Origin of the sequence: Mucilaginibacter flavidus (genome assembly GCF_024055575.1) — a bacterium.
In the GTDB taxonomy this organism is placed as follows: domain Bacteria; phylum Bacteroidota; class Bacteroidia; order Sphingobacteriales; family Sphingobacteriaceae; genus Mucilaginibacter; species Mucilaginibacter flavidus.
The window spans coordinates 1-20,676 of the sequence record NZ_JAMXOE010000034.1; the positions used below are offsets into that span (position 1 = coordinate 1).

20 protein-coding genes are annotated in these 20,676 nt (G+C 43.8%); 13 read left to right on the top strand and 7 right to left on the bottom strand.

The window, feature by feature from the left end; translation table 11 throughout:
* Nucleotides 1-140: 140 nt before the first annotated feature.
* On the bottom strand, nucleotides 141-1,046 hold the full coding sequence (locus tag NAF19_RS28125; protein ID WP_252793708.1) for a cyclase family protein: 906 nt from the start codon (nucleotides 1,044-1,046) through the stop codon (nucleotides 141-143).
* 174 nt (nucleotides 1,047-1,220) lie between these two features.
* Here NAF19_RS28125 and NAF19_RS28130 point away from each other — a divergent pair, with 174 nt between their 5' ends.
* The 6 genes from NAF19_RS28130 (at nucleotide 1,221) to NAF19_RS28155 (ending at nucleotide 8,757) form a co-directional block, all read left to right on the top strand.
* Nucleotides 1,221-2,879 carry a glutamine--tRNA ligase/YqeY domain fusion protein gene (locus tag NAF19_RS28130; RefSeq protein WP_252793709.1) on the top strand — a complete coding sequence of 553 codons (1,659 nt, stop codon included), beginning with the start codon at nucleotides 1,221-1,223 and terminating at the stop codon, nucleotides 2,877-2,879.
* A gap of 195 nt (nucleotides 2,880-3,074) precedes the next feature.
* Complete coding sequence (locus tag NAF19_RS28135) at nucleotides 3,075-4,259, top strand: formimidoylglutamase (protein ID WP_252793710.1); 1,185 nt, start codon at nucleotides 3,075-3,077, stop codon at nucleotides 4,257-4,259.
* Nucleotides 4,260-4,315: 56 nt separating this feature from the next.
* Nucleotides 4,316-5,452 carry a TlpA disulfide reductase family protein gene (locus NAF19_RS28140; RefSeq protein WP_252793711.1) on the top strand — a complete coding sequence of 379 codons (1,137 nt, stop codon included), beginning with the start codon at nucleotides 4,316-4,318 and terminating at the stop codon, nucleotides 5,450-5,452.
* A gap of 114 nt (nucleotides 5,453-5,566) precedes the next feature.
* Nucleotides 5,567-6,694, top strand: a complete 1,128-nt coding sequence (locus tag NAF19_RS28145) for a TlpA disulfide reductase family protein (RefSeq protein WP_252793712.1) — start codon at nucleotides 5,567-5,569, stop codon at nucleotides 6,692-6,694.
* 257 nt (nucleotides 6,695-6,951) lie between these two features.
* Nucleotides 6,952-7,809 carry a DUF6515 family protein gene (locus NAF19_RS28150; protein WP_252793713.1) on the top strand — a complete coding sequence of 286 codons (858 nt, stop codon included), beginning with the start codon at nucleotides 6,952-6,954 and terminating at the stop codon, nucleotides 7,807-7,809.
* A 267-nt stretch (nucleotides 7,810-8,076) separates the two neighbouring features.
* A complete protein-coding gene (locus NAF19_RS28155) occupies nucleotides 8,077-8,757 on the top strand; it encodes a YiaD family glycine zipper/OmpA-like lipoprotein (protein WP_252793714.1) in 681 nt (226 codons plus the stop codon).
* 504 nt (nucleotides 8,758-9,261) lie between these two features.
* Here NAF19_RS28155 and frr read toward each other — a convergent pair.
* Nucleotides 9,262-9,825, bottom strand: a complete 564-nt coding sequence (frr, locus tag NAF19_RS28160; RefSeq protein WP_252793715.1) for a ribosome recycling factor — start codon at nucleotides 9,823-9,825, stop codon at nucleotides 9,262-9,264.
* Nucleotides 9,826-10,285: 460 nt separating this feature from the next.
* On the opposite strand from frr, the gene NAF19_RS28165 reads away from it, so the two are divergent.
* The 7 genes from NAF19_RS28165 (at nucleotide 10,286) to NAF19_RS28195 (ending at nucleotide 16,615) form a co-directional block, all read left to right on the top strand.
* Nucleotides 10,286-11,287, top strand: coding sequence for a PDDEXK nuclease domain-containing protein (locus NAF19_RS28165; RefSeq protein WP_252793716.1), 1,002 nt, complete (start codon nucleotides 10,286-10,288; stop codon nucleotides 11,285-11,287).
* Between the two features lie 248 nt (nucleotides 11,288-11,535).
* Entirely contained in the window at nucleotides 11,536-11,946 is a 411-nt protein-coding gene (locus NAF19_RS28170) for a (deoxy)nucleoside triphosphate pyrophosphohydrolase (RefSeq protein WP_252793717.1), read from the top strand.
* Entirely contained in the window at nucleotides 11,936-15,076 is a 3,141-nt protein-coding gene (locus NAF19_RS28175; protein WP_252793718.1) for a DEAD/DEAH box helicase, read from the top strand. The genes NAF19_RS28170 and NAF19_RS28175 overlap by 11 nt, the downstream gene beginning before the upstream one ends.
* Nucleotides 15,077-15,127: 51 nt before the next feature.
* Nucleotides 15,128-15,463, top strand: coding sequence for a hypothetical protein (locus NAF19_RS28180; protein WP_252793719.1), 336 nt, complete (start codon nucleotides 15,128-15,130; stop codon nucleotides 15,461-15,463).
* An 89-nt stretch (nucleotides 15,464-15,552) separates the two neighbouring features.
* Entirely contained in the window at nucleotides 15,553-15,795 is a 243-nt protein-coding gene (locus NAF19_RS28185; protein WP_252793720.1) for a hypothetical protein, read from the top strand.
* 308 nt (nucleotides 15,796-16,103) lie between these two features.
* Complete coding sequence (locus tag NAF19_RS28190; RefSeq protein WP_252793721.1) at nucleotides 16,104-16,313, top strand: addiction module protein; 210 nt, start codon at nucleotides 16,104-16,106, stop codon at nucleotides 16,311-16,313.
* Between the two features lie 2 nt (nucleotides 16,314-16,315).
* The gene (locus tag NAF19_RS28195) at nucleotides 16,316-16,615 is read left to right on the top strand and encodes a type II toxin-antitoxin system RelE/ParE family toxin (RefSeq protein ID WP_252793722.1); all 300 of its coding nucleotides are present in this window, start codon (nucleotides 16,316-16,318) and stop codon (nucleotides 16,613-16,615) included.
* 467 nt (nucleotides 16,616-17,082) lie between these two features.
* Here the strand turns inward: NAF19_RS28195 and NAF19_RS28200 are convergent, their stop codons facing one another.
* The 5 genes from NAF19_RS28200 to nagA all read right to left on the bottom strand — a co-directional run bounded on the left by NAF19_RS28200 (nucleotide 17,083) and on the right by nagA (nucleotide 20,629).
* Nucleotides 17,083-17,370: a type II toxin-antitoxin system RelE/ParE family toxin gene (locus NAF19_RS28200; protein ID WP_252793723.1), complete on the bottom strand. Its 288-nt coding sequence runs from the start codon at nucleotides 17,368-17,370 to the stop codon at nucleotides 17,083-17,085.
* Complete coding sequence (locus tag NAF19_RS28205) at nucleotides 17,370-17,591, bottom strand: hypothetical protein (RefSeq protein ID WP_252793724.1); 222 nt, start codon at nucleotides 17,589-17,591, stop codon at nucleotides 17,370-17,372. The genes NAF19_RS28200 and NAF19_RS28205 overlap by 1 nt, the downstream gene beginning before the upstream one ends.
* Before the next feature lie 189 nt (nucleotides 17,592-17,780).
* Nucleotides 17,781-18,293 (bottom strand): lipocalin family protein, encoded by a 513-nt coding sequence (locus tag NAF19_RS28210; RefSeq protein WP_252793725.1) that lies wholly within the window; start codon nucleotides 18,291-18,293, stop codon nucleotides 17,781-17,783.
* A 340-nt stretch (nucleotides 18,294-18,633) separates the two neighbouring features.
* Nucleotides 18,634-19,338: a UMP kinase gene (pyrH, locus tag NAF19_RS28215; protein WP_252793726.1), complete on the bottom strand. Its 705-nt coding sequence runs from the start codon at nucleotides 19,336-19,338 to the stop codon at nucleotides 18,634-18,636.
* 175 nt (nucleotides 19,339-19,513) lie between these two features.
* The gene (gene nagA / locus NAF19_RS28220) at nucleotides 19,514-20,629 is read right to left on the bottom strand and encodes an N-acetylglucosamine-6-phosphate deacetylase (protein WP_252793727.1); all 1,116 of its coding nucleotides are present in this window, start codon (nucleotides 20,627-20,629) and stop codon (nucleotides 19,514-19,516) included.
* Nucleotides 20,630-20,676 lie beyond the last annotated feature (47 nt).

A 20,676-nucleotide genomic window follows, 5' to 3' on the forward strand; every position in this document is an offset into this window, starting at 1 on the left:
CCGGTAAAAAATGTACTTTTGGGCATAGTTCAACTTTTGAGTGTGGTAATTCAAAATTAAACTATGCAGGGGTTTTTATGCCCCTGTTTTTTTTATCCGTTTACCGGACAACAGTGACTTTGGTATTATCAATCTGCTTTTTAAGAAACGGGTTTTTCAGCTCGCTTTTTCAAACTCGCATACGCTCTCACCGGGAACGTGCCTGCTCCTTCAATTTTTGGCGGCACGGCGCTGAACAGGTAACCGCTTTCGGGCAGCAATTCCAGGTTGCACATGTGCTCAACTATCAATATTTCTGCACCAAGCAGGGTGGTATGCACAGGCCGGGTTTTGCCGGCGGTGTTATCAATATTATGGCTGTCGATCCCGACTAGTTTTACGCCGCATTCTTTTAGGTAAATGGCTGCTTCTTCTGTAAGGTATGGGTGGCCTTCAAAATAATTGGGGGTGTTCCAGTGTTTTGCCCAACCGGTGTAAACCAGTACGGCTTTGTTCCTTATTTCTTTGCCGGTAAAATATTCTTTGCCAATTGCGGTGACATCTTTTGCATTTATGGTGATGGCATCAAGCTCCGCACATTGTTCAAGGGCTATTTGCGATAAATCCTTGCCATGTTCAAACCGGTGAAAAGGGCAATCCAAATAAGTACCGGTATTGGTAACCATTTCGATTTTTCCGATCTGGAATTCGGTGCCGGCTTCATAAAATTGTTTCGAGTTCTCGCGGCTCAAATAATCGCATATAATGGGTGCAGGCAAGCCTTTGTAGGTTACCAGGCCGTCAAAAACGCTGTGACTTAGGTCGATGAGTTGTTCATCGGCCGCGATGTTTACGGCAGTCCGCTTATGTTTTTCTTCGATGTAATACTTGTTAAGGATTTTTACTTCGCCAACCATCAGTAATTGCATGTCCTGCACAATGTAATCGGCAAGGGCCTTATCGTCAATGGCGTCGCCATCAATATCCAGCCGAAAGTCCTGTCCCTGTATGCCACCGCCATTGGTGAAAGCTATATCGAAATCAAAAACAACTCTTTTATCGGCCATAAGTACTTAGTTTGAAAAGTTATCGGTAGATGCGTCTGGCGCCGGTTAAAAATAGGAAAATGTTACTGCCCGGCAAATTAAACAGGTATTTACGGACACGTAACTATCCGCTCAAATCCATTCCCCCATCAAATTTCAATTTATTACCTTTGCCCCGTTGCTATATTTTACATCATGAGCGAAGAAAAGTCATTAAATTTTTTAGAGGAGATAGTTGAGGCCGATATTGCCGCCGGCAAAAACAACGGCCGTGTGCTTACCCGTTTCCCGCCCGAGCCTAATGGTTACCTGCATATTGGCCATGCCAAATCAATATGCTTAAACTTTGGCCTGGCACAGCGTTACGGCGGACAAACCAATCTTCGCTTTGATGATACCAACCCCAGCAAAGAAGAAGTTGAATACGTTGACAGCATTAAGGAAGACGTAAAATGGCTTGGCTTTAACTGGGCCAATGAGCTTTACGCATCCGACTATTTTGATACGCTTTACGAATTTGCGGTTACACTGATAAAAAAAGGCCTTGCCTACGTTGACGATAGCACTTCCGAAGAAATAGCCGCTCAAAAAGGCACACCGACCCAACCCGGTACGCCAAATCAATACCGCAGCCGCTGCATTGAGGAAAACCTGCAGTTGTTTGCCGATATGAAGGCAGGCAAATATCCCGATGGCGCAAAAGTATTGCGTGCAAAGGTTGACCTTGCCTCGCCAAACATGCTATTGCGCGACCCGTTGATGTATCGTATAAAGCATACCCATCATCACCGCACCGGCGATACCTGGTGTATTTACCCGATGTATGATTTTGCGCATGGCGAGTCGGATGCCATTGAGGAAATAACCCACTCTGTTTGTACCCTCGAATTTGTATCGCACCGCGATTTGTATAATTGGTTTATAGAGAAGCTGGAGATTTTCCCTTCAAAACAATATGAGTTTGCCCGTTTAAACCTCAACTACACCGTAATGAGCAAGCGCAAGCTGCTGCAACTGGTTGAGGAAAAATACGTTGAAGGCTGGGACGACCCGCGTATGCCAACCATTAGCGGTTTGCGCCGCCGTGGCTACACGCCTGCCTCAATCCGTGAGTTTTGCGAACGCATAGGCGTGGCTAAACGCGAAAATATGATAGACGTGAGCCTGCTGGAATTTTGCATCCGCGAGGATTTAAACAAAACCGCCTGGCGCCGCATGGCCGTGCTCGATCCTATTAAAATGGTCATCACCAACTATCCGGAGGGCCAAACCGAAATGCTGTTCAGCGAGAACAACCCTGAAGTTGAAGGCGGCGAAGGCGGCAGGGAATTGCCATTTAGCAGCGAGCTTTGGATTGAGCGCGAGGATTTTATGGAAGAGCCCCCAAAGAAGTTTTTCCGCCTTGGTGTTGGCCTGATGGTGCGCCTCAAAAGCGCTTACATTGTTAAATGCGACAGCTTTGTTAAAGATGCCGAAGGCAACGTAACCGAAATACACTGTACCTACATCCCCGAATCAAAATCGCAGAACGATACCAGCGGCATACATGTAAAAGGCACTATCCATTGGGTAAGCGTGCCCCATGCAAAAAGCGTGGAAGTACGCCTGTACGACCGCTTGTTTAAGGTCGAAGATCCATCAAACGAAGACGGCGACTTCAAAGAATACATCAACCCAAACAGCCTGCACATATTAAACAATGTGTACATAGAGCCTGATCTGGCAACTGCTGTGCCTGGCAAAGGCTACCAGTTTATGCGCAAAGGCTATTTTACGCTGGATAAAAACTCAACTACCGATAAGCTGGTGTTCAACAGAACAGTAACGCTGAAGGATGGGTGGGTGAAAAAATAAGTTGGCAGTTTTGAGCTAGCAGTTGGGAATTGAAAATACTCAATTTATTCAATATTAATGTTGCAATATTCGCGTCGGGTTAAAACCCGGCGCTTTGTGGTTTTTAATCCTATAATCTTCTAATCCTATAAATCTTAGTTAAAATCTGCACATTTGCATATCAATCCCGAAAACAGTCGGGACACATCAATAACAATGTCATTAGCCGATTTTTTTACACCCATCGACCAAAAAATGATTGTCCCGGCAAAGGGGTATTATACCAGTCAGCTGGGGAGCAAAATTGAATTTTATTCGGTTGATTTTCCATCGATGGCTGATAAAACAGATATCGCTATCATTGGAGTGCAGGAAGATCGCAACGCCATCAACAACCCGGGCTGCGCGTTAGGCCCCGATTATGTGCGCGAAAAATTGTATCGCCTTAACGAGGGTAATTACAACACCAAGATCGTCGACCTTGGTAATATTCGCCGTGGCGCTACTGTTACCGATACGTACATTGCTTTAAAAACAGTGGTCAGTGAGTTAGTTAAAAAAGACATCATCCCCATTATTATCGGCGGCGGGCAAGACCTTACCTATGCCCAATACCTGGCTTACGAGGATTTGGAGCAAAAAGTAGACCTGGTGATTGTTGACTCGCACTTTGATTTGGACGACGACGATAGCAAACCGGATAGCATTGAAACCACATCCGAATCATACCTCAACAAAATATTTCTGCACGAGCCTAACTACCTGTTTAATTACAGCAACCTGGGTTATCAGACCTTTTTTACCAGCCAGGACAGCCTGCGGGTAATGGATAAGCTCTATTTTGATGTACACCGGCTGGGAGAACTAAGCGGAAATGTTGCCGTAGCCGAGCCCATCATCCGCAATGCCAGCATGATAAGCTTTGATATAAGCGCTATCCGATCATCTGATGCCGTAGCGAATGCGAATGCAACACCCAATGGTTTTTATGGCGAAGAAGCCTGCCAGATAGCACGTTACGCTGGATTTAATGACAAGCTTACGTCGATTGGGTTTTATGAGTTTAACCCGGCTTATGATAATAATGGCCAAACCGCAATGCTGCTGGCCCAAATGATCTGGTATTTTATGGATGGGGTGTATAACCGCAAGCGCGATTTTCCGCTCAGCCCAAAATCACAGTATTTGATATATAAAACCAGCCTAAAGCACGACGAGCACGAATTGGTGTTTGTAAAAAGCAAAAAATCAGACCGCTGGTGGATGCAGGTTCCTTATCCGGCCGGCGGCTCAAAAAACGAGCGCTTTCACCTGGTACCCTGCCAATATGACGATTACAAGACCGCAGTTTCGGGCGAAATGCCCGACCTTTGGTGGCGTACGTATCAAAAATTAAATTAAGCTGTATAATTCAATCGTCGTTTTAACGTTAACACAGCTTACACGCTGATGAACAGATGAAGAAAGTATTTTTTTTAGTAGTAGCATTTTTGCCCTTTTTAGTACAGGCACAAACCGAAGAGACTTTTGCAATAAAAGGTAAATTAGGGAACCTGGGCGCGCCTGCGCGGGCTTATTTAATATACAAACTTGGCGCTAACCAGGTAATCGACTCCTCGCTGGTGGCGGGAGGCAGCTTTGATTTTAAGGGCAATATATTGAACCCCACCAACGCCATTTTAGTGGTTGACCATAAGGGCATCGGTTTTAACAAGCTGGACAGCACTGCCGATATCCTGCATTTTTATATTGATAAAGGTGAATTTGCTATAAACAGTCCGGATTCGGCGAAGAAGGCAAAAGTTACCGGCTCGAAAATAAACGACGACGACAAAAACCTGACAGCACAGCTTGAGCCGATAAAGGCGCGGGCACAGGTTTTGGCTTCTGAAGGCATGAAAGCCGGCGCCGAAAAAAATACGCCCGAATTCAGGAGCGCGATGCAGGCCAAATACAAAAAGCTGCAGGCAGACCAGAAAACGGTCATCAAAAAATTTATACTCGGCAACCCCGACAGCTATTTGAGCTTGCTGGCCCTGTATGATGTTGACGGCCCGTCGCCCGACCCTTTCGAACTCGATTCGTTGTACAAAACGCTTTCGCCGGCTTTGCGCAATACCGAAACAGCCGTTAACTTTATGAAGGCGCTTGAACCGTTGAAACACACGGCCCCCGGAGCTATGGCCCCAGATTTTACGCAGAACGACGTAAACGGCGTGCCTGTAAAGCTATCATCGTTTCGCGGTAAATATGTTTTGGTTGATTTTTGGGCCTCGTGGTGCGGCCCTTGTCGCCAGGAAAACCCTAACGTAGTACGGGTTTACAATAAATACAAAGAGAAAAACTTTACCATCCTTGGTGTATCGCTCGACAGGCAAGGCGCCCGTGCCGATTGGCTGGCAGCCATCAAAAACGACGGACTGAACTGGACACAGGTATCAGACCTAAAGTACTGGAGCAACGCCGCAGCGGCCCTGTTTTACGTATCGTCCATCCCAGCAAACTTCCTGATTGACCCTAACGGCAAAATTATAGCGAAAAACCTGCGTGGGGATGATTTGGACGAGAAACTAAAAGAGGTGCTGGGTAAATAAAACGTCATCGTCAAACAACAGATTTTTCCTTTCGTAGCCTTTTTTTGACAATTGCCGCACACCTTTCATCAATTAAATTTTTTAAGTTTACGTTTCAAACAAAAAATTAAACTGATGAAAAAGATTGTACTAATGGCATTGGCAGGCTTACCGGCGCTTGCATTTGCGCAAACCGGCAAATATGTGGTGCAGGGTTCCATAGGTAATTTAAATGCCCCGGCCAAAGTTTACCTGCAATCGCGCAAGGATGGCAAGCCTGCTACCGACTCGGTGGTGGTTGTTAATGGCAAGTTTACTTTTACCGGCACAACAGGCGCAGCGCCATCAATGGCATACCTGCAGCTTAATCAAAAAGGCACCGGCCCTGGCTATCACGACTATAAAAGCATCTACCTTGAAAACGGCACTATAACCGTTACCAGCCCCGATACGCTTGCTGATGCAAAGGTGGAAGGCACTAAAACCAATTTGGAAAATGCCAAATACGATTTGGCCCGCAAACCGATAGACGACGCTTACACAGCTTTAGAGGCGAAAATGAAAGCAGCATCTGACGATGTTAAAAAATCAGAAGCTTTTCAGAAAGAGAACGAAAAGACCGAAAAAGTAATAGAAGCACAAGGCACACAGATAGATGTTCAATTTATAAAGGATAATCCTGATTCATACATCTGTTTAAACCTTTTACCGGGGTTTGCTTACGGACATGACTATGCCGAAATAGCCCCATTGTTTGACAGTTTATCACCAGCCGTAAAATCATCAGAAAGCGGGAAGAAATTTGCCGCATTGCTGCCAAAAATAAAAAACGTTGCAATGGGTGCTATTGCCCCTGAGTTTGCCGAAGCAGATACTGCCGGTAAAATGGTTAACCTGTCATCCTTCCGCGGCAAATATGTTTTGGTTGATTTTTGGGCATCGTGGTGCGGCCCGTGCCGTATGGAAAACCCTAACGTGGTAAAAGCATACAATCATTATAAAAATCAGAAATTTACCATCGTAGGCGTGTCGCTAGACAGGCCGGGCGCAAAACAAAAATGGATGGATGCTATTCATAAAGACGGTTTAACATGGAACCATGTGTCTGACCTGAAATTCTGGGACAGCGCAACTGCCGGTTTGTATGCCGTGCGTGCCATCCCTCAAAATTTCCTGCTCGACCCGGATGGGAAAATCATCGGTAAAAACCTGCGCGGCGAGGACCTGGAAAATAAATTAGCCGAAATTTTCGGGAAGATATAATTGAAGTCCGAAAGTCGGGAAAGACCGAATGATAAAGAAGTATAAAGTCCGGGACAAAGGGTTATTGAGAATCATTGTCCCGGACTTCGTTTTTTAGAACAGTTTACCGCATTAGGAAATCAATTTTCTTATCAATATTTTTGATTGATGGATTAAACCTTTATGCGGTTTTTTTGTCTAACTGAAAAAGCGCTTTTAATTTAAAGGAGCCTATACTTAAAACCGGAAATCTCTGTTAATAAGATTATAATAAAAATATGAAAACGTTATTTAAATATGCATCAGGGTTGTTTTTAACCGGGATGCTTTCTGTGTTGATGGTTGCCCCGGCCAATGCACAGCGTGGTGCAAGCCATGGTGGTGGCGGTGGCGTACGTATAGGTGGCGGCGGCAGCATGGGTGGTGGCTTCAGGGGCAGTAACCTTGGTGTTGCACGCCCGGCAACTAGTGTAGGTGTCCGCGGCAATAGTGGCAGTTTTGCCAGTGTTAGGCCAAATTCTGCTGCAGTGGGTTATAGGGGGCGTACGGGTAATAACCTGGGCGGCTCAACCGGTTACCACGGCGGCGCGTTTTACCGCACGGGGCTGGGTTATTATGGTTACCCGCACATTGGTTTTTACCTTGGTTATTTACCGTATGGCTATTACCCTTTTTACTGGGGTTCATCATTATATTATTACTACGGTGGCGTGTTTTATAGCCCTTATGACAATGGCGGCTACCAGGTTACCGAACCGCCTGTTGGCGCCGGAGTGCCGGACCTGCCTGAAGATGCACAGCCTATAAAAATTGACGGCGTACAGTTTTACGAGTTGGACGGTGTGTATTACAAAGAAACAGTTGACGACAAAGGCAAAAAAATATACGTAGTGGCCGGTAAAGATGGCGTGCTGAACACCAACGACAGCGCTACCGACCCTAACGCAAACATAGCCGCACCACGCGTTGGCGACATTGTAAACCAATTGCCCGATGACTGCCGCAAGGTGTCGTTAAACGGTAAAAAATATTTTGTATCCCCAAACAATATCTATTACGAAAAAGTAACCGGTCCGGATGGTAATACTGCATACCGGATTGCAAGCCTGCCCGCCAGCGACGGCAAAGATATTTAATTGCCGATACGAAAATAGTTTTATGGAAAGGCCCCTATTGATCGGGGCCTTTTTTATTTGGTATGGGTGCAGACATTATTTAGTGTACCAAATATTGGGCAGATATTACAGACACCGGTAGTTATTTAGAAGCATTGGTCTTATATGCTCCAAAATATTTCCTCTTGGTAATTAATATTATATCAAACGAAATAAGATTTCAAATGTTCGCATCATTGCCTTTTGGCATCCGCTTTGTATAATTGCATTTATACATTTCAGTAAAATATGAGAACTTTTCAATTTAAGGTGGCTACGCTTGGTGTAGCTTTAGCATTAGCCGGTACATTAGGAACTAGCTGTAACTCGTTAACAAAAACACAAAAAGGAGCAGCCATTGGTGTTGCCGGTGGCGGCGTATTAGGCGCACTGGTAGGCAAAGCAGCCGGTAATACTGCACTGGGTGCAATAGTTGGCGGCGCCGTTGGCGGTACTGCCGGAGCGCTAATTGGCCACAAAATGGATAAACAGGCTGCCGAAATAAAACAAACCGTTCCGGGGGCAACTGTTACCCGCGCAGGCGAAGGCATAATTGTTAATTTTAGCTCGGGCATTTTGTTTGATACCGACAAGGCCGACGTAAAAGCCGCAGCACAAACAAACCTGCAAAAACTGGCAGCATCGCTGCAAAGCAATCCCGAAACAAACATCCTGATAGTTGGACATACCGACAATACAGGCTCCGATGCGCACAATATGGAACTTTCTATACAGCGTGCACAGGCGGTAAAATCGGTAATTACAGCTAATAACATCAGCGGTTCGAGGCTTACCGTACAGGGCAAGGGCGAAACCGAGCCAATTGGCGACAACACCACCGTTGACGGCCGCGCTCAAAACCGTCGCGTTGAAATTGTTATTGTAGCAAACGATAACATGAAATCAAGCGCCAAAACTACAGGACAGTAATTAAGAGTCAAGGGCCAAGATTCAAGAGTCAAGATAAAAAAGATAGACCCTGCCCGGTGTGGCGGGGTTTGTTGTTTATGGCTTGGTTATTTGCTGTTTTTAATCGAAAACGGCCAAGTGCTGAATAGGGCTTTAAAAAGGCAACAATTTTTGGCGTTACATATCATTGTGTTTAAGGCGGGTAAAAGCCTGACAGAAAAGCGGGCCAGGGAGTCTGGCCTGCAGCGCTGAAGCTTTTTTCTGTCTTGATTTTTTGGTTACTTTTTTATCAAGAAAAAAGTAACAGCCCCCGCGGCAATTGAGCGGGGTGAACATTAGGTTGATACTAAAAACTTTATTTCGAAGCAACCCGCCGTGCATTAAGTACATTTCTCGCGTGCAGAGGCCATCGCCCTCATACTTCGAGTGCCTCAGTATGACACCCCTTTCTTTTCGGATATAACAATAAAAAAGCCGCTCCATTCAGAAGCGGCTTTCCCATTAAAAGTATAACCTGCAATAAAATTACACGGTCATAATATCTTTTTCCTTAGCGTCCGACAGCACATCAACTTTAACAATATAGCTATCGGTAAGCTTTTGAATTTCGGCTTCACCGGTTTTCATTTCGTCTTCTGATACACCTTCGGTTTTTAGTTTCCTTATTTTTTCGTTGGCATCCTTGCGGATGTTGCGGATAGCAATTTTACCGGTTTCGGCTTCCGCTTTGGCTTTCTTCACCAGGTCGCGGCGACGCTCTTCGGTAAGCGGGGGTACGTTTATGCGGATGATAACACCGTCGTTTTGCGGGTTAACGCCCAGGTTGGCTTCCATAATGGCTTTTTCTATCGGGCCCAACAACGACTTTTCCCAGGGCTGCACCACAATGGTACGCGCATCGGGGGTGTTTACGCTGCCTACCTGGCTCAGCGGGGTCGGACTGCCGTAATAATCAACCACAATATCATCGAGCATGGAAGGACTGGCCTTGCCGGCGCGTATTTTTAGTAATTCGCCGTCGCAGTGTTCAATGGCTTTTTCCATGTGGGCGCGGGCGTCGGTAACTTGTTTTTTAATGAGTTCGCTCATTGTTTTGCTGATTTTGGTGACAAAAATAATAAAAAAGTCCGAAAGTAGGGAAGACGGAAAAGACCGAACGACAGAAGATAAATTTTGTTTAATACCAGGCCGCCCGGGGCACAGCGCAGCAGGTAAAAAACGTTCCTGTTCACAGTGAAACACAAGGAACAGGGTGGAACAGTTAAAAGTCATTCCGGATCACTAAAAACCCGGTTTCCGCATCAGTAACGCGGTTTTTTATAATTTTCCGGTTTAAAAAACAAGAAAAGTACTGACAAATTGGTGTCAGCACTTTAGCTCATTTTGAAAAAAGTTGACACTTTTGAGTTTTTTAGAAAATCCAGACACCGGCTGGAAAATTGACAAGTGGCATAAGAGGAATACAGGATTGGGTTTACACTTCCTTTAACTTTTGTTAAATTTGAAATAGATCTGCCCGGCCATATTAAATAACCCAGGCATCAGCATTATGGAAATACAACCAGCCCAATATAGTCAGCTCGTCGGTCAAATTGGTAGTTTACTCGCCATCGGTCGCGAAAAAGCAGCCCTGCAGGTGAACACTATTTTAGTACAAACTTATTGGGAAATTGGAAAATATATTGTCGAATTTGAACAAAAAGGGAACGAGAAAGCTGAATATGGGAGCAAACTATTTGAAAACCTTTCAAAAGACTTAACGCTGGCTTACGGCAAAGGGTTTAGCCGCTCAAATCTGTCATATATGAGGAAAATGTACCTCTCGTTTCAAAAACGTGAGACACTGTCTCACAAATTAACATGGAGCCATTATTTTGAAATACTAAAAGCCGATTCCGACCTTGAAATTGGATTTTATTCTAAACAGGCTGAAAAAGAACGATGGAGCGTACGTGAGTTAAAACGGCAGATGAAAAGCCTGCTTTTCCACAGGCTGGCCTTGAGCAGCGACAAGAAGGGTGTATTGAAACTGGCGAACGAAGGGCATGAGGTGCAGCAGCCCGAAGATTTGATTAAGGACCCCTTTGTATTGGAGTTTTTAAACATCCCGGAACAATACCAGTACCTGGAAAGCGAACTGGAAGAGAAAATTATCGGTAACCTCCAGCAATTTTTGTTGGAACTGGGTAAAGGCTTTGCCTTTATTGGTCGGCAATACCGCATAAGTATTGGTGGAAAGCATTTCCGGCTCGACCTTCTTTTTTATCACCGCATACTTAAATGCTTCGTTTTAATCGACCTTAAACGCGGCGAAATAGACCACCAGGACGTGGGCCAGATGAACCTATACCTTAACTACTTTAAAAAAGAGGAAGCGTCCGAAGGTGATAACGAACCAGTAGGCATAATTTTGGGTGCCTACAAAAATCAGATACTGGTTGAATATGCTACCGATAGCATTACTAACAAAATATTGCTTGCAAAATACCAGCTATATCTGCCTGATAAAACCCAGCTGGAAAAAGCGTTAAATAAACTGCTGGATGATTAGATTGGCATTGCCGGGGATATTTACCGCCGCCCACTGCAAACTTTTTAAAAGTAATGTTTGTAGTACTTTTACAATATGGCTCAGCAAACAATTTTTTATTTAGTAAATGACCAACCCACAACCTGCCCCATTTGCGGCGCGCGGGCGGATGTTATTTCCAGCTTCTTTCACACGCTTTTACAAATGAATATTAATGAGTGTTTAGATAACGGATGTAAACATGTATTTTGTGAGGTAGAAAATTGAGTATGGGTGAACTAAAAGTGATTGATGTTACATGTGCGTTAATTGTCGACAGTCAAAATCGTGTGCTTGCAGCCCAACGAAGTTCCACAATGAGCTTGCCTTTAAAATGGGAACTGCCGGGAGGCAAAATTGAGCTTAACGAAACCCCTGAAGAATGCTTAGTACGAGAGATTAAGGAAGAACTTGATATAGAAATAAAGATTTTAAAAAAGCTTCAATCAAACACGCATACCTACCCTAATATAATTGTAAATCTTATCCCTTTTATAAGCAAACATGTTAGCGGGGTAATTAGCCTAAAGGAACACGCCAGTTATCAATGGCTAGATGGAAATGAATTGTTAGATTTGGATTGGGCCGAGGCGGACGTACCAATTCTGCATAATTACCTAAACACCCTAAATGCAATTTGAACTAGGAATTTACGAGCAACTTATCACCAAATTAATAGCTAATCGGCTAAGCTTACTTAGCGCCGATAAGTTTTTCGTCCAAAGCACTATAGTAGACAAAGAAGAGGCATCCAGATATTTGAGTTTGTACCTGTCTGAGACTATTAGATTTGCATTAAATGAAATAAAAGACGAAAATAAAACACTCCAGCAAATTGAGCTTTCTAACAAAATAATTCAGGTATTAATTGATGAACTACCTAAATTGGGCTTATCAGATAACTTAATTGATAATGAAGGCAAAATTTTAGAAGCTGTTTTTTCAAAGTTGGATTCTCCCTATCCTGATTTCAATGACAGGCTAAAGCAAATTACTCCTTATACGCGTTTAAGTCAAAGCGAGCTTTTTACGGGAAGCAATTCTGGTATCACCTTAGAAAGCGAAATAAAAAAAGAGATACTATCATCTGATGAAATTTGCTGGCTAGTTTCTTTCATTAAATTTTCTGGTATTAGGATATTCAAAGAAGAGTTAGAAGAATTCACAAACAGCGGTCGAAAGTTAAAGATAATCACAACGACGTACATGGGCGCTACAGATGTTAAAGCCGTCGAATTCTTATCTAACTTAAAAAACACCGAAATAAAAGTATCATACAATTCGGAGCATGAACGATTACATGCCAAGGCTTATTTATTTTTAAGGAAGACAGGATTTAACACAGGGTACATCGGATCTTCAAATATTTCCAGGTCTGCTTTAACTAACGGCTTGGAATGGAATTTGAAAGTCACCTCAAAAGAAATTAGTCATATAATAGATAAATTCAAAAAGACATTCGATACCTATTGGGTGGATAAGGATTTTGAATTTTATGAATCCGGTAGAGATAAACAGAAATTAAAAAAAGCGCTAAAACTAAGCTCAAGCTATCACGAAGGTATTACAACCTTTTTCGACCTGAAACCTTTCCCTTATCAGGAAGAGATATTAGAGCAATTGAAATCGGAACGAATTGTACATAACCGGTTCAAAAACTTAGTTGTAGCAGCTACGGGAACAGGAAAAACTGTTATATCTTCTTTCGATTACAAATATTTTAAAGATACTCATCCAAGAGCACGATTATTGTTTGTGGCCCATCGAAAAGAGATATTGGAACAGGCACAGATTACTTTTAGGCATGTTTTAAGAAATGCGAATTTTGGTGAGCTTTGGGTTGATGGCGAAGAACCGAGTAATTACGAATATGTATTTGCATCCGTACAAACGTTAAATAATCGAATAAATCAATTACAACTTTCTGAAGATTTTTTTGATTTCATAATAATTGATGAGGTGCACCATATTGCGGCTTCAAGCTACCGGCCAATACTCGAAAAATTCGCTCCACAAATACTACTGGGGTTAACAGCCACTCCAGAACGCGGCGATGGCGAAGATATTCTTAAAGATTTCTGCAATGTAATTGCCGCCGAAATTAGATTACCAGAAGCGCTAAACAGAAAATTGCTTTCTCCATTTCAATACTTCGCATTGTCTGACAATGTTGACTTGTCGAAACTCTCTTGGAAGAATGGTAAGTACGAAATTAATGAGCTAACGAAACTTTATACTGAAGATGACCGTCGGATAAGCGACATCCTAACAAATTGCGAAAAATATCTAACCGATGTAAACGACGTTATCGCCCTTGGCTTTTGTGTTAGTCAGGAACACGCTCGATATATGGCCGAAAAGTTTACTTTAGCTGGTTTGAAAGCCGATTATTTGACGAGCAATAGTCTTGGTGACAGAGCCGATTTAAAAGAAAAGCTGCGGAGTAAGGAAATCAACTATTTGTTTGTAAGGGACATTTTTAATGAGGGCGTCGACATTCCCGAAATTGACACCGTGCTCTTCCTTAGACCTACAGAAAGCCTTACCATTTTTCTTCAACAACTTGGCAGAGGTTTAAGGCTTGCTGCAAATAAAGATTGCCTAACCGTTTTGGACTTTGTCGGGAATGCGCGACCCGAATATGACTTTGAGCATAAGTTTAGGGCGCTTGTAGGAAAAACGCACACCTCGATTTTAAAAGAAATTGAGGACGATTTCCCTCATTTACCATTGGGCTGTTCAATCATTTTAGAAAAGAAAGCAAAGGAAATTATCCTAAAAAATATCGCTGCGGCTATTGGATTTAATAGGCGACAGCTGATCGTAAAAATCCAGAACTTTAAACACCAATCAGCATCTCGACTAACCCTGAAGAACTTTTTAGAATTTCAGAACGTCGACATACAATTGATTTACAAAAAGGGCAGTTGGAAAAGATTGTGCGTTGAAGCGGGAGTAATTAATGACTTTAATAATCCCAATGAGGATGAGATAACAAAAGGTATCAAACGCTTATTGCAATGTAATTCGATAAGTTATCTAAGATTTATTAAATATCTAATAAAAAGCAACTTCGACATTACAGCCCACTCGAAAGAAGAAAAATTGATGTGTTTAATGTTCCACTATGATATTTGGCATAAGGACGGATTAAAAGCAGGTTTTACGTCCATTGAAGAAAGTCTTTTACAAATTGGCAAGAATACAACAATGGTTGAAGAACTTGATGAGGTGGTAACTTACTTAATTGATAAAATTAATTTTGTTGAGAAGCCTGTCGATTTCGATTATCCGTTCCCGCTGAAAGTGCATAGCCGTTACAATCGCGACCAAATATTAGTAGCCTTACAGTTACATGAATTTACAAAGGCATCCTCAAACCGCGAAGGAGTTGCTTTGAATAAAGACTTGAATACTGAAGCTTTATTTGTAACGCTAAAAAAGTCTGAAAAAGAATATTCGCCAACAACTTTGTATGATGACTATGCGATAAATGAATATTTATTTCATTGGCAATCGCAAAATGCTACATCTCCCGAATCTCCAAAAGGCCTGTCTTATATAAATCAAGAGGACCAAGAGAAAAAGATACTGCTATTTGTACGGGAGCAAAACGACGATGAGTATGGCTTTACAATGTCATACGTGTTTTTAGGAGAAGCAAAATTTATTAACTCGACCGGCACAAAACCAATGAATGTTGAATGGAAACTAAACGAACCAATGCCGCCTTATATTTGGAAGGAAAGTGGCAAGTTGGCGATTGGATAAGTTCACTTATATCCGATTGACAAAAATCCCCGATCTGCCTAACTTGGCTATATGCCAAATATCAAATTTAACTATTTATACCGGGACGCCGGCAATCATAAGAATTACAATTCTTTAGTTTTTGCAAATCCTAATAATGTCGACATTCAACATTTAGAAACACTTATCAAATCAAAACTTATTGAGGGTAATTGGTTCTTTGCAAATGAATGGAAACTCCCCGACTTACACTTTAAATGTTGGGATCCTGAGATTGACCATGCCTGGCATGAGTTTGAAAGTGTTGAATATACTGATGAGTTACAGAATGTACCTTTGAGCCTAACTGAGTTAATAACCGATATCGAAAAAACGCATTGGTATAATCAGAAAAAATTATTAAAATAAGTTGGCTGCTGAAATCCCAATTGTTATCTACAATCCTTTTCCCTAACTTTCCCCCATCAAATAAAAATCTGAAATTAATTTAATACCCCATGAACGATCAAACACAAAACGACAAAATTAAAGCCGACTTAGCCGGTCGCGCTGTCGACCTCGACACCACCCTGCTGAGCAGCGCCGCATCAACTTATGCCTACAACAAAATAAACAACCTGCTGCTGATGCAAATCCTCGCCAAGCTGGAAGGCCGCGACCTGGAAGAGATCCGCAATAATGTAGACAAGTACATCGCCCAGTTTTCGGCAGAGTTTATTAATATGAATTCGGGGTTTTAAGAACCCAAACCACGCCTCATAACGTCATTGCGAGGAACGATCCGCCAGCTGGCGGACTGCACGTGCAAATCAATGGAACAATAGCTCTATGGTGACCTATCAGCGGCATTTAGGTCGCCGCAAACATTAAGGTTCGTGATTGTCCTGCGTAGAGATTGCTTCGTTCCTCGCAAAGACGGATGGAGAATATTGGATCTTATTATTCTGAATTCGGAGGGTTCAAAGTCTTACGTTTCTTGTTTACTATTAATACTGAAATGAATTTTGTAAATTTGTTATCAACGGCTATTTAAAAATATTTGATTGCTATGGTACAAATGCAGGAAATAATGGAGATGAGTGTGGCGGAACGAATTTTGATGATCGAAAAAATTTGGGATAGCATTGATCATGATAATATCGAAACTCCTGCGAGCCATCAGCAGGAGTTGGACAAGCGTTTAGCGCGCTTTGAAAGAGGAGAAACCGCCTTTTTTAGTTGGGCTGATATAAAAAAGGAACTAAGCGCTTCTAAATAATAATGTACGACTTGTTAATATCAGACGAATCGCGTCTTGACATTCTGGACGCGTTTTCGTGGTATGAAAGTCGGCGCGAGGGTCTCGGCAGAGATTTTGAATTGTGCTTAGAGGCGGGATTTAATCAAATTCAGCGTAATCCTTTATTATATCAAAAGCGCTACAAAAATTTGCGTATTCACTTTATCGACCGGTTTCCTTACGGCATTCATTTTTTGATCGACGAAAAAAATGTTAAAGTATTTGGCGTTTTTCACACCAGCAGAAATCCTCAAAACTGGACAGCGCGGCTGAAACGCTAGCAGCGCCGCATCAACTTATGCCTGCAACAAAATAAATAACCTGCTGCTGATGCAAATCCTCGCCAAGCTGGAAGGCCGCGACCTGGAAGAGATCCTCAATAATGTAGACAAGTACATCGCCCAGTTTTCGGCAGAGTTTATTAATATGAATTCGGGGTTTTAAAAACCCGACCCTTCCGTCATTGCGAGGAACGATCCGCCAGCTGGCGGACTACACGTGCAAATCAATGGAACAATAGCTCTATGGTGACCCGTCAGCGGCATTTAGGTCGCCGTAAACATTAAGGTTAGTGATCGTCCTGCGTAGAGATTGCTTTCCCGAAACAAGTTCGGGACAGGCTGTTCCTCGCAAAGACGGGTGGGAATGGCAAAGTTTATTAATATAATAAAGAGCTTATTGGTGCTGAAGCCGTGGGTCTGTTTTGTTATAATATGCAAGCTACTGCATACATGTATTAGGGTGTGGGCTAAACAAACTTTTTAGGGTTGCGGCTGGTATGAAATACCGCATTAACAATTACAGTTCGTTTTTTTATTTTGAAAACAACCAAATATGGAAAATAATTAACCCCGGCGAATCTGAAGTTTTTTGAGAATTTTGCTTCATAATGCAAAGGATTAGCTTCAATCCGTCGCAACGTGCCAATTACCTCAAGCAAAAATCTTTCGCCCACTCCATCCTGCTGCTCGTTATACCAATCAGCCGACTTCTGCATATCCTCCCTGGCTTTGCGAAGAATCAGCAATTCGTACATTATTTTTCTTTTATATTAAAATGAGCTATTATCTCGTTTAACGAATAGCTTTCGGCCTCACCCGCTTCGTACTGTCTGTCGCGTTCCAGTATTTCCTGTTGTTGCGCGTCAGATAACAGGACGGTTTCATCCTCCCTGGCGTAGTCGTACTTCATGCTGTCAAGAAAGGCTAATAACGCCTGTTCTTCCTGCGGGTTATGTGGATTAACTACGATAGTCATATCACAAATTTAGAGAATTTTAAATATTGTTCCGAATTAAAAATACCGGAAACCGGGAAAGTAATCGCGCACTATGCAATCCGCTCTTTAAAGTTCGCGGTTGCCGCGCTCGTTCCTCGCTCGCAATGACAAAAATTATAGCATTCGGCTATGGTCTATCGTCCATGGTCTATGGACTAAAAAGCTGACTCACCGCGCCCCCGGAAACTGTTGCGACACCAGCGTTTCCACCGGGTAGCCCATGGCCTTGCATTTGGCTACAATTTCTTCGTGCAGTTTGGCATCCATTTCGGGTTTGCGGGCCATTATAAACAGGAATTTATGGTCGGGATGGCCAACTACGGCCCAGGAGTAATCGGGAGCAAGTTCAACCACCCAATAGTCGACCTTAAAGGGCCATAAAAACTGGGCCTTCATCTGGCCGTCACTGGCGCCGTCAACCCGGAAAATTTTTGATTTAACGGTGCGCAGGTCGCCCTTTTCGTTTTTTATGCAGGTGGTTACCACATCGTAGTATCCGTCTTTATTTAAGGTGTAATGGGTAGTGGTTTGGCGACTGCCCTTATCAAACATCGTGGGTATAGAGTATAACGAATACCAGGTGCCGCCAAATTTTTTACTGTCCACATAGCTTACCGTTTTGTTGGGTAATGCCGTTACAAGGCTTAAAAAGCTAACGAATAACAGGGCTATAGTTTTCATAAATTGCTGTTGGTTACAGCTTATTTACGGGAAACGACAGGAGAGGGATTTTGGGGAGGGAGGAAAAGAGCTTTTGAGAATAACAATCTCTACGCGCGTCATTGCGAGGAACGAAGCAACCTCTACTTAGGACAATCAACGAACCCTAATGTCTGGGGGAACCTATCAGCGGCTGATAGGTTCCCATATGCTGTTACTCCTTGATTAGCATGTGCAGTCCGCCAGCTGGCGGATCGTTCCTCGCAATGACGTTATAAGGGCTTTGTCTTCCTCTATGGTCTATCGTCCATGGTCTATGGACTAAATTCCAACTAACCTCTAATCTCCAATCAACTAATCTCTACTTCACCAGCGTCCCAATCTTCTCACCATCAGCTATCCTCATAAAGTTGCCGGGCTTGTTCATGTCGAACACGATGATGGGGAGGTTGTTTTCCTGGCAAAGGGTGATGGCGGTCATGTCCATAACGTTAAGGCCTTTGTCGTACACTTCCTGGAAAGTTATTTCGTCGTAGCGGGTTGCTGTAGGGTCCTTCTCCGGATCGGCGGTGTATATGCCGTCAACACGGGTACCTTTAAGCACTACGTCGGCTTTTATTTCGATAGCGCGCAATGATGCGGCTGTATCAGTGGTAAAGTAAGGGTTACCTGTGCCAGCGCCGAATATTACGATGTGGCCGGTTTCCAGGTGGTGCATAGCACGACGGCGGATGTAGGGCTCGCAGATTTGCTCCATTTTGATGGCGCTTTGCAGGCGGGTTTCCACGCCGATGGTTTCGAGCGCGTTTTGCAGGGCCATGCAATTGATAACGGTGGCCAGCATACCCATGTAGTCGGCCTGGGCGCGGTCCATACCCGATTTTTCGGCACTCAGGCCGCGGAAGATGTTGCCACCGCCAACCACAACGGCAATTTCCATGCCTTTGTCTTTAACTGCCTTAATATCTTGTGCGTATTGTAAAACTTGTTTATTATCGATGCCGTAAGATTTATCGCCCATCAGCGACTCGCCGCTAAGTTTTAGTAGGATTCTTTTATATGCCATTCAGAGGTGGTTAAATCGGTCAAAAATATGGAAATATAATCAGTGTTAAAATTTTATATCTACTTTGTTAAGTAATGGTACTGGCCTCACCTAAATCCTCTCCAAAGGAGAGGACTTGAACTGCGCGCTTTTAGAACCCTCTCCTTTGGAGAGGGCAGGGTGAGGCGACGACAAGCTACTTCTTCAACCACTCCCCTTTAAACACCGTCCCCAACACTTCAAATGCATCGTTAAATACAATCAAATCTGCATCGCAGCCTGCTGCAACACGGCCTTTATGAGGTAATGATGCCAGTTGCGCGGGATATAACGAGGCCATGTTGATGGCTTCGGCCAGCCCGATACCAACATGTTCCACACAGTTCTGCACGGCTTTCAGCATGCTAAGGCACGAGCCTGACAGCGTGCCATCGGGCATTACATACCTGTCGCCGGTGAACTGGTGCTGGTAGGTGCCTTCGGTAACTGCGGTTACGGCATCGGTAATTAAATATAGCTTGTCGCCCAGCTCGCGTTTGGCCAGGCGGATCATTGCAAAGTCAACGTGTATGCCGTCGGCCACAACGCTGGTATAAGGGCGTTCCTCAAATATCGCGGGAATATAGCCCGGGTCGCGGTGGTGCATTTGGGGCATGGCGTTAAACAGGTGCGTTACTGCGGGGATTGGGTTATTTAAAAATGCCTTGCCCTCGCTGTAAGTCGCATTGCTGTGCCCGCTCGAAAGGATGATACCATGATCGTGCAAATAATCAATTACTTCCTGGTCCTGCAGCTCGGGAGCTATGGTCATCATTTTAATTTCGCCGTCGGCCATCTCAACCCAGCGTTGTACTTCGGCCAGGGTGCCCTTTTTTATCAGGTTGGCCGGGTGTGCGCCGCGTTTTATAGGGTTAAGGTACGGCCCTTCAAAGTGCATACCCAAAAAGCTGCCTTTCGCGCGCTTCCTGTATTCTTTGGCCGCAGCAATCCCCTGCTCAAAAATGGCAGGCGTATTGGTGCCTATGGTGGCAAAAAAGCCGGTGGTGCCCTGGGCAAGCAGGTCGCTCTCCATACGTTCCAGCGCTTCAACAACCGGGGTGCCTGCAAACAGCTTGCCGCCGCTGCCGTATATCTGCAAATCTATTAACCCGGGGGCCACAAAGGCTCCGCTTAAATCAATTTTCGTAACATCATCCGGGATGGAGGTTTCGTCGGTAATGGCAATAATCTTACCGCCGGTAATTAAAATTACCTTGTTGGGGCTGATGTTGCCATCGGTAATGAGCTGGAGGTTGTGGAGGGCTGTTATCATGTTCAACTAATGTAGAGACGCAACACTTGCGTCTCCGGTGAATGTTC

Excerpts from the sequence above, each read along its gene's own strand:
- NAF19_RS28125 (WP_252793708.1), bottom strand. The coding sequence starts at position 1,046 with ATGGCCGATAAAAGAGTTGTTTTTGATTTCGATATAGCTTTCACCAAT.
- NAF19_RS28130 (WP_252793709.1), top strand. The coding sequence starts at position 1,221 with ATGAGCGAAGAAAAGTCATTAAATTTTTTAGAGGAGATAGTTGAGGCC.
- NAF19_RS28135 (WP_252793710.1), top strand. The coding sequence starts at position 3,075 with ATGTCATTAGCCGATTTTTTTACACCCATCGACCAAAAAATGATTGTC.
- NAF19_RS28140 (WP_252793711.1), top strand. The coding sequence starts at position 4,316 with ATGAAGAAAGTATTTTTTTTAGTAGTAGCATTTTTGCCCTTTTTAGTA.
- NAF19_RS28145 (WP_252793712.1), top strand. The coding sequence starts at position 5,567 with ATGAAAAAGATTGTACTAATGGCATTGGCAGGCTTACCGGCGCTTGCA.
- NAF19_RS28150 (WP_252793713.1), top strand. The coding sequence starts at position 6,952 with ATGAAAACGTTATTTAAATATGCATCAGGGTTGTTTTTAACCGGGATG.
- NAF19_RS28155 (WP_252793714.1), top strand. The coding sequence starts at position 8,077 with ATGAGAACTTTTCAATTTAAGGTGGCTACGCTTGGTGTAGCTTTAGCA.
- frr (WP_252793715.1), bottom strand. The coding sequence starts at position 9,825 with ATGAGCGAACTCATTAAAAAACAAGTTACCGACGCCCGCGCCCACATG.
- NAF19_RS28165 (WP_252793716.1), top strand. The coding sequence starts at position 10,286 with ATGGAAATACAACCAGCCCAATATAGTCAGCTCGTCGGTCAAATTGGT.
- NAF19_RS28170 (WP_252793717.1), top strand. The coding sequence starts at position 11,536 with ATGGGTGAACTAAAAGTGATTGATGTTACATGTGCGTTAATTGTCGAC.
- NAF19_RS28175 (WP_252793718.1), top strand. The coding sequence starts at position 11,936 with ATGCAATTTGAACTAGGAATTTACGAGCAACTTATCACCAAATTAATA.
- NAF19_RS28180 (WP_252793719.1), top strand. The coding sequence starts at position 15,128 with ATGCCAAATATCAAATTTAACTATTTATACCGGGACGCCGGCAATCAT.
- NAF19_RS28185 (WP_252793720.1), top strand. The coding sequence starts at position 15,553 with ATGAACGATCAAACACAAAACGACAAAATTAAAGCCGACTTAGCCGGT.
- NAF19_RS28190 (WP_252793721.1), top strand. The coding sequence starts at position 16,104 with ATGGTACAAATGCAGGAAATAATGGAGATGAGTGTGGCGGAACGAATT.
- NAF19_RS28195 (WP_252793722.1), top strand. The coding sequence starts at position 16,316 with ATGTACGACTTGTTAATATCAGACGAATCGCGTCTTGACATTCTGGAC.
- NAF19_RS28200 (WP_252793723.1), bottom strand. The coding sequence starts at position 17,370 with ATGTACGAATTGCTGATTCTTCGCAAAGCCAGGGAGGATATGCAGAAG.
- NAF19_RS28205 (WP_252793724.1), bottom strand. The coding sequence starts at position 17,591 with ATGACTATCGTAGTTAATCCACATAACCCGCAGGAAGAACAGGCGTTA.
- NAF19_RS28210 (WP_252793725.1), bottom strand. The coding sequence starts at position 18,293 with ATGAAAACTATAGCCCTGTTATTCGTTAGCTTTTTAAGCCTTGTAACG.
- pyrH (WP_252793726.1), bottom strand. The coding sequence starts at position 19,338 with ATGGCATATAAAAGAATCCTACTAAAACTTAGCGGCGAGTCGCTGATG.
- nagA (WP_252793727.1), bottom strand. The coding sequence starts at position 20,629 with ATGATAACAGCCCTCCACAACCTCCAGCTCATTACCGATGGCAACATC.